Annotated in this window: 12 protein-coding genes and 1 tRNA gene; 11 read left to right on the plus strand and 2 right to left on the minus strand. The window is 46.4% G+C overall.

Going from position 1 to position 15,177, the window contains the following annotated elements:
* Nucleotides 1-13: 13 nt before the first annotated feature.
* Nucleotides 14-334, minus strand: coding sequence for a helix-turn-helix domain-containing protein (locus tag MUB35_RS22620; protein WP_033142643.1), 321 nt, complete (start codon nt 332-334; stop codon nt 14-16).
* Between the two features lie 567 nt (nt 335-901).
* On the opposite strand from MUB35_RS22620, the gene MUB35_RS22625 reads away from it, so the two are divergent.
* From MUB35_RS22625 to MUB35_RS22640, 4 genes are all read left to right on the plus strand, one after another.
* Nucleotides 902-1,135 (plus strand): hypothetical protein, encoded by a 234-nt coding sequence (locus tag MUB35_RS22625; protein ID WP_146051714.1) that lies wholly within the window; start codon nt 902-904, stop codon nt 1,133-1,135.
* Nucleotides 1,136-1,449: 314 nt separating this feature from the next.
* Complete coding sequence (locus tag MUB35_RS22630) at nt 1,450-2,340, plus strand: DUF5688 family protein (RefSeq protein WP_033142640.1); 891 nt, start codon at nt 1,450-1,452, stop codon at nt 2,338-2,340.
* A gap of 125 nt (nt 2,341-2,465) precedes the next feature.
* Nucleotides 2,466-2,538, plus strand: a tRNA-Arg gene (locus MUB35_RS22635).
* Nucleotides 2,539-2,605: 67 nt separating this feature from the next.
* Nucleotides 2,606-3,526 (plus strand): SH3 domain-containing protein, encoded by a 921-nt coding sequence (locus MUB35_RS22640; protein ID WP_244806892.1) that lies wholly within the window; start codon nt 2,606-2,608, stop codon nt 3,524-3,526.
* A gap of 51 nt (nt 3,527-3,577) precedes the next feature.
* On the opposite strand, the gene MUB35_RS22645 is transcribed toward MUB35_RS22640, so the two are convergent.
* Nucleotides 3,578-5,206, minus strand: a complete 1,629-nt coding sequence (locus MUB35_RS22645; protein ID WP_052099618.1) for a polysaccharide deacetylase family protein — start codon at nt 5,204-5,206, stop codon at nt 3,578-3,580.
* Between the two features lie 229 nt (nt 5,207-5,435).
* Between MUB35_RS22645 and rluF the strand changes: the two genes are divergently transcribed.
* From rluF to MUB35_RS22680, 7 genes are all read left to right on the plus strand, one after another.
* Entirely contained in the window at nt 5,436-6,173 is a 738-nt protein-coding gene (rluF, locus tag MUB35_RS22650) for a 23S rRNA pseudouridine(2604) synthase RluF (protein ID WP_033142638.1), read from the plus strand.
* Between the two features lies 1 nt (nt 6,174).
* The gene (gene ligA, locus MUB35_RS22655) at nt 6,175-8,130 is read left to right on the plus strand and encodes an NAD-dependent DNA ligase LigA (protein WP_033142637.1); all 1,956 of its coding nucleotides are present in this window, start codon (nt 6,175-6,177) and stop codon (nt 8,128-8,130) included.
* Between the two features lie 17 nt (nt 8,131-8,147).
* Nucleotides 8,148-9,707: a cardiolipin synthase gene (gene cls, locus MUB35_RS22660; RefSeq protein ID WP_330425165.1), complete on the plus strand. Its 1,560-nt coding sequence runs from the start codon at nt 8,148-8,150 to the stop codon at nt 9,705-9,707.
* 210 nt (nt 9,708-9,917) lie between these two features.
* Complete coding sequence (metA, locus tag MUB35_RS22665; RefSeq protein WP_054353482.1) at nt 9,918-10,838, plus strand: homoserine O-acetyltransferase MetA; 921 nt, start codon at nt 9,918-9,920, stop codon at nt 10,836-10,838.
* 30 nt (nt 10,839-10,868) lie between these two features.
* On the plus strand, nt 10,869-12,587 hold the full coding sequence (locus MUB35_RS22670) for a DUF4091 domain-containing protein (protein ID WP_033143774.1): 1,719 nt from the start codon (nt 10,869-10,871) through the stop codon (nt 12,585-12,587).
* Between the two features lie 305 nt (nt 12,588-12,892).
* Complete coding sequence (locus tag MUB35_RS22675; RefSeq protein ID WP_244806893.1) at nt 12,893-13,312, plus strand: YjdF family protein; 420 nt, start codon at nt 12,893-12,895, stop codon at nt 13,310-13,312.
* Between the two features lie 301 nt (nt 13,313-13,613).
* Nucleotides 13,614-15,122: a catalase gene (locus MUB35_RS22680; protein WP_033143771.1), complete on the plus strand. Its 1,509-nt coding sequence runs from the start codon at nt 13,614-13,616 to the stop codon at nt 15,120-15,122.
* Nucleotides 15,123-15,177 lie beyond the last annotated feature (55 nt).

A 15,177-nucleotide genomic window follows, 5' to 3' on the forward strand; every position in this document is an offset into this window, starting at 1 on the left:
AATCGCTCCGAAATTACTCATCTATTTCGGACAACAGTTGTATCAGGCGAAGTTTCTGTTCTTTTGACATTTTTTTTCCGTTTCTGGCTATGAGAAGCTCCACGTCGTCGTATGTGGGGACGGGTTTCTCCGGCTCTCTGCTCACATCATCAAAATCATCCAGGGTAAGTCCAAGAACCCGGGCGATGGCTTTCAGGGTTTCCAGTTTAGGATCTCTGGTCACGCCGCTTAATATTTTGTCAAGCGTTCCTTTCGGAACACCGGATTTCTCAGAAAGCTCTGCAGTAGTCATTCCCAGCCTCTTTTTGTATTCTTCGATTTTTTCAAGACCCATTTCAGTATCCTCCTGTTACTGAAAGTTTACAGCCGCCAGCGGAAAAAATCAACAAAAATCAACTTGAGAATAGATAATAAATACTACTTGACGGAAAAAAATGGAAGAAAAATAGTTGACTATAGTAATTAACGGTGATATTATATAAATGTAATAACCGTTAACGGAAACAAATGCCAAATACAAACATATGTTCGATAAAATGAGTATACTTTATTATCTCAGCAATGTCAATAAGGATTGGAGGAAGAATATAAAAATACTGCATAAACCGTTACATATTACAGGCTATAGTTCCGGGAGATGTTTTCTAAAGATGGATGCTGCGCGATGCGAAGCAAGATACCCGCCAGCAGGCATCAAAAAGCTATTTATTGTTTTGGTACTCTAAAGGACAGAACTGTGCATCGCGAAGCGCGTTACTGGTCACAAAGTGGACAAAAGCCATAAGCTTTATAAAAGGAGGGTCGGATACACGGTCCGGCAGTATGGGTAAAACAGGAAAAGATTTTTGAAACTACACAGATACGGCAAAGAATTTGAGAAGGAATAGGAGAGATGACGGTTTTGGAATATTTAAAAAATATTGGTGTGGATAAGCAGCAAATGGGCATTAAGATCCATGACCTGCCAAACTACATAGAACACCCTGTATGGGACAGCAGAACGGAACAGTGGCTGATCATCAAATCTGTTGTATACGAGCGCGATACCGCGAAAGTTTACGCCACAGACGGAAGCTGCCGTGAAGTACCGGTAGGGATGGAGGATACCTGGCTTTGGAGGACAGAGGGGCAGTGACAGCCCCTGCCTCCGGGTTTAAAAGAATGAGAGATTCAAAAAAGAAATATTATCGTAAAATGTACTTGAAATATCCCTTGCATTCCTGTATAATGATATTTACATTTTTACAATGTATAGCAGTCAAATATCTATCAGCATTCTTGCACATTCGTGCAGTGTTTTCCAATTACAGCAAAAAGAATATTTACGGACTGTCAATGGAAACCATATGTCCATTTGCAGCCCTTAAATATAGGACAGTATTTTTACTGTCTGAGATCCTATACGGCAAAATTCCGGTAGGCAGTAAAAAAAGAAAGAGAGGTTCACAGATGGACTACAACACATTTACACAGGAGATACTCAGCAGCCTGAAAAAAGAAGCGGGGGAACAGAGGGTCACACTTCACAGGATTGAGAAAAACAACGGGAAGATTCTGGATGCTGTCACGATTATGGAGAGCGGTGCCCATATTGCGCCTACCATATATCTGGCTGATTTCTATGATTTCTTCAGACATGGAATGTCTCTGGAGGAAGTGACGCTTAAGATCCTGGAGCTCAACGCAGAAAGGCAGGTGGAGGAGGAAGAGTTTCAAAATGCCGGGTTTGAAGATTACAAAAGAGCCAGAAGCCATATCTGCTACAAACTGATCAATTTTGAGATGAACCGAAAACTTTTGAACAATGTCCCTTATATTCCGTATCTTGACCTGGCTGTGGTGTTTTATTACCGGTTGGATGAGGAGATTTTAAACGGAGCAAATTTTCTGGTACATAACTGTCATCTGGAAACCTGGGGGGTCAAGCTGAAGGAAATATATGAGGATGCACATAAAAATACCAGCCGCAGACTGCCCTTTACGTTTCAGGGGATGGAGGAGCTGATCCGGGAGATGTCCGGGGAGGATGATTTTCTGTCCCTTGGTTTTCAGAAGCGGGAGCCGATGTATATCCTTACCAATGAAGAAAAGTATTTCGGCGCCGCGGTGCTTTTGTATCCCCATGTACTTTCCCATATCAGCAGACTTCTGCACTGCAATTACTTTGTGCTGCCCAGCAGCATTCATGAATGTATTCTTGTGCCCGATTCCGGGCAGTTTTCCAAAAAGGAGCTGGAGACTATGGTCAGAGAGGTCAATGAGACCCAGGTGGTGGACGAGGAGGTTCTGTCCCATAATGTATACTATTATGACAGGAAAAAGGATGCACTAATCCTGTAAAAGTGGGGGATAGCCGCCGAAATCTGCCGGTTTTCGGCGGCGCATGCCCAAATTTCTGCGTAAGGCTTTACAATTTCAAAAATATGTGGTAATATACTAAGGATGTCATTTCTAGGAAGACATATGCACTCGTAGCTCAGGGGATAGAGCAGTGGTTTCCGGTACCACGTGTCGGGGGTTCGAATCCCTCCGGGTGTGTTTGGTGCTTTGGGGAAAAGCATTGGAATAAGGGAATGAAGGGTAACAGTCTTGAAGGAGGACAAGGATGTTAGACAATTTCAGAGAATGGCTTTCAGACAATCTGAGGTATATTCTTCTGGGTCTGGCTATTTTGGTCGTTCTGGTGGTTCTGTTTTTCGGCATTAGAGCCCTGACGGGCGGTTCTTCAAAAGAAGAAAAGAAGCCGGACGCACAGACAGAGCAGCAGAAAGGGTCTGACGATACCAAGAAGTCGAAAGATTCTGATGCTGATGCAAAAGCACAGGACGAGAAAAAAGAGGATGAAAACTCTTTGGAGAAAAATGCATACCCTGAAGTAAATTCTTTGATTGATGCATTTTATACAGCCTGGGGAGAGAAAAATGTTGACCGTATGAAAGAACTTGCGGACAGCTTTGATGCCACAGACGAAGCAAAAGTATTAAATGCCACTTATATTGAAAGTTACAGCAATATCAATGTATATACGAAAAAAGGTCTCACAGATGACAGCTATGTAGTATTTGTTTCTTATGACCTGAAGTTTACCGATGTAAATACACCGGCTCCGGGGCTGGCACAGCTTTATGTGGTAAAAAAGGATGACAAATACATGATCCATAATGACAAGAATGATACGGAGGTCAATGAATACATTGACAAGACCAATCAGGATGAGGATGTCAGGAAGCTGATCAGTGAGGTGGAGACCAACCTGAACAAGGCGATGGAGTCAGATGCTGATTTGAAAACTTTTGAAGAACAGCTTGGACAGGAAACCAGTATGGCTTCCATGGCGGACAACGGTTCTGAACTGACAACTCAGGATGTCTGTAATATGCGTTCCGAGGCAGGAACAGACGGAGATATTCTCCAGGAGCTGCAGGCCGGAACAAAAGTGACCAAGGTTGACAATGCAGACGGTAATTGGATTAAAGTAGAATACAATGGACAGACCGGATACATTTTCGGAGATTTGTTACAGTAAAATAAAACTGGTGTACAGTGAAATTCATCACTGTACACCAGTTTTTTCAGTTTATCTGATAGCGCCGTATGCAATGCCGTCTCCAAGGGATATTCCTTTGGCGGCTGCCAGTTCACTGACAGTTACCATCTGGAAGCCTTTGGCTTTCAGCGCCGGTACGATCATATCCACCGCGTCTGCCGTAGGGCCGTGAATATCATGCATAAGAATCACATCTCCGTCCTTGGCGGCCATGACTGCGTCATAAGTGCTCTGTGCATTTCGAGTTTCCCAGTCCAGCGTATCTACAGACCAAAGAATCATAGGAAGCCCTACATTGGCCTTAGTAGTAGAGTTATAAGCGCCGTAAGGCGGGCGTACTAAGGTAGCTCCGTGTCCTACGATCGCTGCAATTTTGCTGTTGGTGGATTCCACCTCATTCTGTACGCCGGAGGCATCCAGGGAATCCAGGCTTGTGTGGTCATAAGTGTGGTTGGCCAGTTCGCATCCCATACTGTCCATTTTTCTGACTGCGTCCGGATAACTGGGGACATTTTGGCCGAGCATGAAGAACGTTGCTTTTGCTCCGTTTGCCTGCAGTGTGTCCAGAATCCGATCCGTGTATTTTCCGGGACCGTCGTCAAAAGTCAGGGCAACCATAGGGCCGGAACCCGCAGCGGCAGTCTTTGCCGCTGCTTTGCTGTCCCAGACACCATTGTCTTTCAGGAAATAAGCCTTGCCGTCAACCGTGATCCATCCGGTAGCCATACTGCCGTCTTTGTTCAGATAGTACCAGTCTTTTCCAATCTGGAGCCATCCGGTCTTGGCAGTACCGTCACTCTTCAGGTAGTACCATTTTCCGTCATCTTTGATCCAGCCTTTTCCTGCCAGAGTACCGTCATCTTTCAGATAATACCTCTTGCCGTCCACAGTTACCCATCCGGTCTGAGGCTTGCCGTCATCACCCAGGTAATACTTTTTGCCGTCTTTTTCTTCCCAGGAGTTGGTGACCATTTTGCCCTCGCTGTCCAGTAAGAAATTCGTGCCGTCAGAGGTGATCCAGCCAATCATCATGGCGCCGTCCTCATCACGGAAGTAATACCAGGAATCCTCGATTTCCTTCCACCCGGTACTTATGGTTCCGCTGCTGTCCAGATAATAGCGGTTGCCGTCACGCTCCACCCATCCGGAGGCCATGGAACCGTCATCCTGCAGATAATAGCTCTTACCATCCACGTCTATCCATCCGGTAGCCATGGTTCCGTCATCCTTCAGATAGTACCACTTTTCGTCATTTTTGACCCAGCCCGTTGTGGGAACTCCGCTTTCATCCAGATAATACCAGGATTCACCTTCCGGCTGTACCCAGCCGGATGCGGGAGTGCCGTTTTCCTTCAGGTAATACCGCTTACCCTTATCGGTAACCCATCCGGTTTTTACATACCCTTCATCATCGAAATAGTAGCGGGTTCCGCCCACTTCACGCCAGGTGTTCTTGATAACAACACCGTCGTGGTAGACGAATTTCCTGCCGGAGTCATTATAGACCCAGTGGTCTTCCTTCATGGCTTCCTTCTTGTTGCTGTAGGTATCCATGCTGGTCTTGACCGCAGAAAAAATATACTTAGGCACAAAAATCAGCACGGCACCCAGAATACAGGTCAGCAGAAGGATGCCCGCGGTTTTCTTTTTGTTTTTCATTACATTAACCCCTTTGTAATTGATATGTCCGGTCATATCTGACCGGGCACATTCATAAGTACACGTTATCATTATACTATCGCAGTGGAAGGATTGGCAAGGCGCAAACCGAAAAAATGTCGAAATAACTGCTTAAGATATCTTAAAGGCATGGGAAAGCGAGCGCTTTACTTGCGGGCAGAACTTGTGATATACTCTTTATCATAATACGTAAAGGAGCGCACAAAACATGCGTTTAAATAAATATCTGAGTGACGCCGGCATCTGTTCCAGGCGGGAAGCGGACCGTCTTGTGCAGGACGGTAAAGTTACGGTGGACGGGAAAACGGCTGTTCTCGGCATGCAGATCGAGGTGGGACAGGAGATTTGGGTGAACGGAAAAGAGGTTCGCCGTGAAGAAAAAAAGGTCCTTCTTCTCTTTCACAAGCCAAGAGGAATTGAATGTACAGCCAATCCAAAAGTAAAAAATAATGTAATCTCTTATATAGATTACCCAATTCGGATATATTATATAGGCAGGCTTGATAAAGATTCAGAAGGACTTCTGCTTCTGACGAACCAGGGTGAACTGGTCAATAAAATGATGCGGGCCGGCAATTGTCATGAGAAAGAGTATCTGGTGACTGTGGATAAGCCTGTGACAGATGATTTCATCAGAAAAATGTCATGCGGTGTCCCGATTTTGGGAACGGTGACGAGAAAATGCCATGTGGAAAAGACAGGTGAAAAGTCATTCCGCATTATACTGACCCAGGGTTTGAACCGTCAGATTCGGCGGATGTGTGAATATCTGGGATATAGAGTAAAACGTCTGAAACGGGTTCGCGTCATGAACCTGGAGCTGGGCAGCCTGCCGGCAGGACAGTACCGGGAGGCTACAAAAAAGGAACTGGAGGAGCTGAAAAGTCTCATCCGGGATTCTTCGGAGACAACTGTCATAAGGAAAAATGAACGGAGGAAAAGGTAACATGGACAAGACAGCGAGGATGAAAGAACTGATTCCTCTTCTAAATGAGGCGGCTAAGGCATATTACCAGGAGGACAGGGAGATTATGAGTAATTTCGATTACGATAAGCTCTATGATGAACTGGTTTTGCTGGAGCGTGAGACGGGGATCACTCTGACAGGAAGCCCAACGGCCATGGTGGGATATGAAGCATTGGACGAACTGCAGAAGGAAGCCCATGAAAGTCCCATGCTCTCCCTGGACAAGACAAAGGATGTGGAAACCCTGCGGGAGTTTATCGGGGACCAGAAGACTCTGCTCTCCTGGAAACTGGACGGACTTACCATTGTACTTACTTACCGGGACGGCAGTCTTTCAAAGGCAGTTACCAGGGGAAACGGTGTGGTGGGTGAAGTTATCACCAACAACGCCAGGGTTTTCAAGAACATTCCCCTTCAAATCGCCCACAAAGGTGAGCTGATCCTTCGCGGGGAGGCCATTATCACCTATTCTGACTTTGAAAAGATCAACGAACAGATCGAGGATGTGGATGCCCGTTACAAAAATCCCAGGAACCTTTGCAGCGGTTCCGTGCGCCAGCTCAACAACGAGATCACAGCAAAACGGAATGTGCAGTTTTACGCATTCTCCCTGGTCCGGGCAGAGGGCGTGGATTTTGAGAACTCCAGGCAGAAACAATTTGAATGGCTGGCAGGCCAGGGATTTGATGTGGTGGAATACAGGATGGTGACAGCGGATACCCTGGATGATGCCATTGCCTATTTTTCAGACAAGATCACCCGCAATGATTTTCCCTCAGACGGTCTGGTAGCCCTCTATGACGATATCGCTTACGGTGATTCTCTGGGCAGCACTGCAAAATTTCCCAGGAATGCATTTGCCTTCAAATGGAAGGATGAGATCCGGGAGACTACTTTGAAAGAAATAGAGTGGAGCCCGTCAAGGACCGGACTGATCAATCCTGTGGCAGTCTTTGAGCCGGTGGAACTGGAAGGAACTACCGTGAGCAGAGCCAGTGTGCATAATATCAGTATCTTAAAAGAGCTGGAGCTGGGAATCGGAGATAAGATTCAGGTTTATAAAGCCAATATGATCATTCCCCAGATTGCGGAGAATCTCACAAGGAGCGGAAATCTGGAGATTCCCCAGGTCTGTCCCGTCTGCGGGCAGGAAGCCAGGGTGGTCAAAACCAATGATGTGGAATCCCTGTACTGCATGAACACAGAATGTCAGGCAAAGAGAATAAAATCTTTCACCCTGTTTGTCAGCAGGGATGCCATGAATATAGACGGCCTGTCAGAGGCAACCCTGGAAAAATTCATATTAAAAGGGTTTATCAAGGACTTCGGCGATATTTTTGAGATCGAGAAGTACAGAGATGAGATTGTTTCCATGGAAGGGTTTGGACAGAAATCCTATGACAATCTGATCGCCAGCATAGAAAAGGCGTCCCACACCACCCTTCCGAGACTCCTATACAGCCTGGGAATCTCCAATGTGGGGATTGCCAATGCGAAGATGATCTGCAAAGAGTTCCGCTATGACCTGGGGAAGATCATACATGCCACACCGGAGGAGATCAGCAGCATTGAGGGAATCGGACCGGTGATCGCGGGAACCTTTACGGAATATTTTGCGGATGAGGACAATATGAAAAGGCTGGAGCACCTGCTGTCCCACCTGACCTTTGAGGAGGTAAAGACAGAGAGCACCCAGAGCCTGGAGGGAAAACAGTTTGTTATCACCGGAAGCGTGGAGCATTTTGCAAACAGATCGCAGTTAAAAGAATATATAGAGGAAAGAGGCGGAAAGGTTACGGGAAGTGTAACTTCCAAGACCGATTACCTGATCAACAATGATACCACATCCTCCTCCTCTAAGAATAAGAAGGCCAAGGATTTGGGGATCCCCATTTTATCAGAGGAGGATTTCCTGAAGCTTTCAGGGGAAGGATGACAGAAAGAAGGTAGGAAATGCAGTCCGAAGAGATGAAGAAGAAAGGGCTGAAGGGCGTTAAGACTATTATTTTCGGCAGGACCCTGATTGTGGTCTTTGCCTTCCTGGTCCAGTTTGCCCTGATCATCGCCAGTTTTATCTGGCTGAGGGATTACAGCTTTTATATTTATGCCGGATTTGTAGTTTTGGGAGTTCTGGTACTGCTGCATCTGTTCAACAGCAGAGGAAATCCGGATTTTAAGCTGGTCTGGATGATTCCGGTGACGGTGGTACCCGTATTCGGAGCGCTGTTTTATCTCTATATCAACAGCCAGCCGGGAACCAGGATGATCTACCAGAGACTTCAGTATCTGGGAAAATTCACAAAACAGTATGTGACCCAGAAGGAAAAAGTGAAAAAAGATCTGGAACAGAAAAGCCCCCAGATGGGGCATCTGGCCTCTTATCTAATGGAGTACGGCACCTGTCCGGTCTATGAGCATACCCTTGTGACTTATTTTCCGCTGGGTGATGAGCAGTTTCCGGCCATGTTAAAGGAATTGGAGAAGGCCGAGAAATTTATCTTTATGGAATATTTCATCCTGGAAGAGGGGTATATGTGGAATACGGTGCTGGAACTTTTGAAAAAGAAGGTCAGAGAAGGCGTAGAAGTCAGGGTCATGTATGACGGAATGTGTGTGCTGGCGCTGCTCCCCTCCTTTTATCCGAAAATCTTGGAGAAAGAGGGAATCCAGTGCAAAATGTTTGCCCCCATCAAACCGTTTTTCTCACCCCATTACAATAACAGGGACCACAGAAAGATACTTGTGATTGACGGCAGGGTGGCGTTTACCGGAGGAACGAACCTGGCAGATGAGTATATTAATAAGAAGGAACGTTTTGGCCACTGGAAGGACACGGCAGTCATGCTGAAGGGCGAGGCAGTGGAACGCTTTACCTTCATGTTTCTGGAAATGTGGGGTGTGTCAGAGCGTGGAGATCTGGAATATGAGCCATACCGGACGCCAAAGGATATGCAGATGCCAAATGACGGATATGTGATTCCCTATGATGTGATGCCTTATGGATATGAGCGCACAGGGAAACAGGTATATCTGGATATATTAAATACCGCACAGCGTTATGTACATATTATGACGCCGTATTTGATTCTGGACCATGAGATGATCATGGCACTGACTTATGCGGCAAAGCGCGGTGTGGAGATCTGCATCATCATGCCGCATATTCCGGATAAAAAGACTGCCTTTGCCCTTGCGAAGACGTACTACAATGAATTGCTGGAGGCAGGTGTGGAAATCTATGAGTATACACCCGGATTTGTCCATGCGAAAGTATTTACCTCAGATGATGAAAAGGCCATTGTAGGTACTGTGAATATGGATTACAGGAGTTTTTACCATCATTTTGAAGATGGGGTACTCTTTTACCGGAATTCCCAGATTTCCCATGTGGAGCGGGATTTCCAGGCTACGAAAAAAAAATGTGTGAAAATATCAGTGGCAGATTACAAGCGGCTCAGCATTTTTAACAGAATCATGGGTAAAGTGCTCCGTATATTTGCGCCGCTGATGTAAAAATAAAGCAGCGGTTCGGTCTGCCAAATAGCTGCAAAAACAGTAACTGTTCAGTCAGGTCTGCGCATTTACTGCGCTGACCGTGCAAAAGAGTAGTGGCGGCAGGTATTCGCCCCATCGCGAAGCGATTTTTAATGGGCGAATACCCGTAACTATTTAGCTGGCTGAATAGTTACCAAAAACAATACATAAGGAAAGAAGGAATAGTACATGCCGATTAAAATACAAAGTGACCTGCCTGTTAAGGAAATACTGGAAAAAGAAAATATATTTGTCATGGATGAGGGGCGTGCGGTCCATCAGGATATCCGGCCGATCCGTATCCTGATCCTGAATCTTATGCCGCTCAAAGAAGAGACAGAGCTGCAGCTTCTGCGCTCACTGTCCAATACTCCTCTGCAGGTGGATGTATCTTTCATGATGGTTGCGACCCACGAGTCAAAAAATACGGCGACCAGCCATTTGAACAAATTCTATGAGACCTTTGACCAGGTAAAAGCCCATAAGTATGACGGAATGATCATTACAGGCGCACCGGTGGAGCAGATGGAATTTGAGGAAGTGGATTACTGGGAAGAGTTAAAGGAGATCATGGAGTGGACAAAGACAAATGTGACCTCCACCATTTACCTGTGCTGGGCTGCCCAGGCGGGGCTTTACTATCACTATGGCCTGAAGAAGAAAATGATGGACCACAAGGTGTTCGGCCTCTTCCGCCACAGGGTAAAAAACCGCAGGGTGCCCCTTGTGCGCGGATTCGACGATGAATTTTTAGCGCCCCATTCCCGTCATACAGAGGTAGCAGCAGAGGACATCCATGCCTGTGATGCGCTGACGATCCTGGCGGAATCAGAGGAAGCCGGAGTATTTTTATGCATGGCTATGGACGGCCGCCAGATCTTTGTCATGGGACATCCGGAGTATGATCGTGTGACTTTGGACGGAGAGTATAAGAGAGATAAAGGGAAAGGGCTGGATATAAAGCTTCCCGAGAATTACTATCCTGAGGATGATCCGGATAATAAGCCGCTTCTGCTGTGGAGGGCACATGCGAATAATCTGTATACGAACTGGCTCAATTATTACGTTTATCAGGCTACTCCTTATGATTTGGATGGGACACCATTCTGATTATGCGAATGCCATTTTGAAAGGAGAAGTATGCCAGAGTTTGAATTTTATTTGACCGGCAGTCTGGAAAAAATATTTCCGGATACTGAGCCAAAGGCAATGGGCGAGGCACACAGAATCTCAATTCTGAGAGGAGAAGTGCCTGCGGTACAGATTGCCTACAGGAGAAAATGCGGTGGGGAGAACCTTCCATATAAATACCGTTTTCAATGTAAAGTGACAGGAATACCGGCTAGCGCGCGTTTCCGTGATGTGGAGTTGGTACCATCCGCCTTTCCCTGTTATGAGGTTACGGATGAGAATTATCTGACAACCCGGCCGGGGCTGTTTCCGGACCTGCTGAAACCCAAAAAAGAGAATATTATCACGCCAATGCCCGGGCAGTTTCGGGCATTGTGGATTGATTTTCCGGATACAAAAACGCTGGATGCCGGGGTATATCAGGCGGCGGTTGAGCTGACCATGCTGCCGGAAGTATACATGGGAGATGGTACACTTAAAAAGCCGGAACACATGGAATGTGAAAGAGCGGTGTTTCCTTTTGAGCTGGAAGTGGCGGAGGCGCAGTGGAGACCGCAGTCTCTCATACATACAGAGTGGTTTCATGCTGACTGCCTGGCAGATTTCTATCGGACGGAAGTATTCAGCGAAATGCACTGGAAAGTCATAGAAAAGCAGATTGCCCTTGCAGGGAGAGAGCTGGGGGTCAATATGATCTTGACGCCTGTGTTTACACCGCCCCTGGACACTGCGATTGGAGGAGAGCGCACAACGGTTCAATTGGTTGAGGCAGAATTGAAAGAGGACGGTTATCTTTTTGATTTTACAAAGCTGAAAAGGTGGTGTGATATCTGCAGACGGTCAGGGATTGAGAATCTTGAGATTGCCCATCTCTTCACCCAGTGGGGGGCAAAGGCGACGCCGAAGATATATGTCACAGAGAATGGCCTTAAGACACATAAATTCGGGTGGCATGTACCGGCTGTGAGCAGAGAATACAGAAGATTTCTGGAAGCCTTTCTTCCGGCGCTTCAGGAGAAGCTGGAAGCGTTTGGGTTTGACAGAGAGCATGTTTATTTTCATATCTCTGACGAACCGTCAAGGGAGAATCTGGACAGTTATATACAGGCTAAGGCAGCAGTGGAGGACCTGTTGAAAGGGTGGAAGGTGATGGATGCCCTGAGTGATTACGTGTTCTATGAAAAAGGGATCGTGGAAAATCCAATTCCCTCCAATGACCATATCCAGGCTTTTATAGATCACGGGGTGGAGCATCTCTGGGTATATTACTGCTGTGCGCAGAATAATAAAGTGCCAAACCGCTTTTTTGCCATGCCAAGTGCCAGAAACCGGATTATGGGTGTGCTGATGTATCTGTATAGGATAGAGGGTTTTTTGCACTGGGGATATAACTTTTATAATTCTATGTTTTCCATAGAGCATATCGATCCCTTTTTTGACACGCATGCAGGTTTTGCGTTTCCATCCGGAGACCCATTTCTGGTGTATCCCGGTGCGGACGGGGAACCATGGTCTTCCATCCGGGCAGAGGTACAGCGGGAGGGACTTGACGATATGCGTGCTTTGGAGGAACTGGAAAAAAGTGTTGGCAGGGAGAGGGTAGTGGAAATTATATATGAGGGTGTAGAAGGAAAAATCACGTTTGAGAACTATCCGCAGGATGCAGAGTATCTTTACAGACTGAGGAATAAAGTGGCAGCAGAGATGAAAAGGGCTGTGGGAAAATAAAGAGATGGGCTTCCGGGGAAATCGACCCGGGAGCCTTTTTACACATCACAAAACAAAAAGAAGGCAGCAGGCCGACTGGCACATTCTCCTCATATGCGCTATAATATATATGCAAAGATAAAAACACAACGTGCGGCAGGGCCACACAGACCCGGTAGGTAGTCCGGGCGCAGATCGGATGTGCAGTTATCCCGGTCTGTAAGTAACCTTCCTCCTTAGGTCGTCCCTTCTTTGCAGGACATGTGCAGTGGTATTCGGATGGATAACCCTCACAGTCCATAAAAACATTTCAAGGAGGAACGATTATGGACAGGATTTCGATAACAGTGAAGGTGTTTTTTCAGGACCCCTTTTGGATTGGCCTGTGTGAGAGAATGGACAGCAGAGGATGTTCCGTGTGTAAGATCACATTCGGACCGGAGCCAAAAGAGTATGAGGTACAGGAATTTATCAGTCAGAACTGGTATCGTCTAAGTTTCAGTCCGGCTGTTGCTGAAGCTGTGAGAAGAACAGAGCATAAAAATCCTAAAAGGATGCTGCGCCAGGTAAAAAAGCAGATGAACCAGACGGGCATCGGCACGAAATCCCAGCAGGCTCTGAAGCTCCAGCATGAGGAAGATAAGGAAATGCGCAGATCCCTTTCCAAAGAGAAAAGGGAAGAGGAGGAGCAGAGAAAATTTGCCTTAAGGCAGCAGAAAAGAAAGGAAAAGCACAGAGGAAGATAGCCTCTGGGTATTACAAAAAGACTCGGAATGTTCATTTGTTCCGGGTTTTTTTGTAAGTTCTTAAGAAAATATAAAGAATGCATAAAAACAAAAATAATTTTAGAAGAATGATGTATATTGTGCTGAATGATGATATGATTAAAAAAAGATGATATGTGATATAGTCACAGAAAAATGAATTTATATATGTTATAAATATATAAATAACATGCAGTAACTGGCGGCAGAATAAGAATATTTTCATGGAGCACGAGTTACCTCATTTGTCACGGAGGTGTCTGAAAGAAAAGGAGATTAAAGCATGGAAGAAAACAAATGGAAACTTACGAATGAAGCCGGTGCACCTGTGGCAGAAAATGAACATTCCCTGACAGCAGGTCCGAGAGGCCCGGTACTCATGCAGGATGTGTGGCTGATGGAAAAACTGGCGCATTTTGACCGTGAAGTGATACCGGAGCGTAGAATGCATGCCAAAGGATGGGGAGCCTACGGAAAACTTACGGTTACCCACGATATTTCCCAATATACAAAAGCGAAGGTCCTGCAGCCCGGTGCAGAGACAGAGCTTTTTATCCGTTTCTCCACGGTTGCCGGGGAGCGGGGGGCCGCGGATGCGGAGCGTGATATCCGCGGTGTGGCTGTAAAATTTTATACGGAAGAGGGAAACTGGGACCTGGTGGGAAATAACACGCCCACATTTTTCCTTCGCGATGTACATAATTTCCCGGATTTGAACCGGGCTGTAAAACGTGACCCAAGGACAGGCATGCGTTCCGCCCAGAACAACTGGGATTTCTGGACACTGCTTCCTGAGACCTTTCATCAGACCACCATTGTAATGTCAGACCGGGGAATACCGGCATCCTTCAGGAACATGCACTTCTATGGTGAACATACCTATTCATTTTATAATGAAAAGAATGAACGGTTCTGGTGTAAATTCCATTTCCACACACAGCAGGGAATTAAAAATCTGACGGATGAGGAGGCAGAGAAAATATGCGGCATGGATCGGGAGAGCCATGGACGTGACCTTTTTGAATCCATTGAGCGGGGCGATTATCCCAAGTGGACCATGTATGTGCAGATCATGACAGAAGAACAGGCGAGAAACCATTATGAGAATCCGTTTGATATTACGAAAATTTGGAGACACAGAGAATATCCGCTGATAGAGGTGGGGGTGCTGGAACTGAACAGAAACCCCGAAAATTATTTTGCGGAGGTTGAACAGGCAGCATTTACACCTGCCCATGTAGTGCCAGGCATTGGATTTTCACCGGATAAGTTTCTGCAGGGCCGCTTGTTTGTATACGGAGATGCCCACAGATACCGTCTGGGAGTCAATTACAATGAGATACCGGTAAACAGGGCAAAATGCCAGGTCAGCGACTATCACCGGGACGGCGCTATGCGTGTGGATGGAAATTACGGGAGGGCGCCTTCCTATTCACCAAACAGCGCAGGCGTATGGTCGTCACAGCCGGAGGTCATGGAGCCGCCTCTTGATCTGTCAGGTGCTATGTATGCCTATGATCCCACGGATGATCCTACGGATGACTGCTTCCGGGCAGGCGGAGATCTGTGGCGTATCCTTGAGGAGGACAAGAAGGTCCTTCTGATAGAAAATACGGCGAGAAATATTGCGCCGGTGACTGATAATATCAAGTATCGCCATGCAGTACACTGCTTCTGGGCAGACCCGGAATACGGAGAACGCATCACAGAGGCTATGCATTTGGACTTTGACAGGGTAAAAGAACTTGCAAAAGGAGACCATAACAGCCTGATCCGAGCTACTTTAAAGTAAAAATAAAGGCTGCGGCAGCCAATCTTATACAGGAGGCACACAGAGAAATCTGTCT

Source organism: Blautia sp. NSJ-175 (assembly GCF_022867815.1).
Classification (GTDB): Bacteria; Bacillota; Clostridia; order Lachnospirales; family Lachnospiraceae; genus Blautia; species Blautia celeris.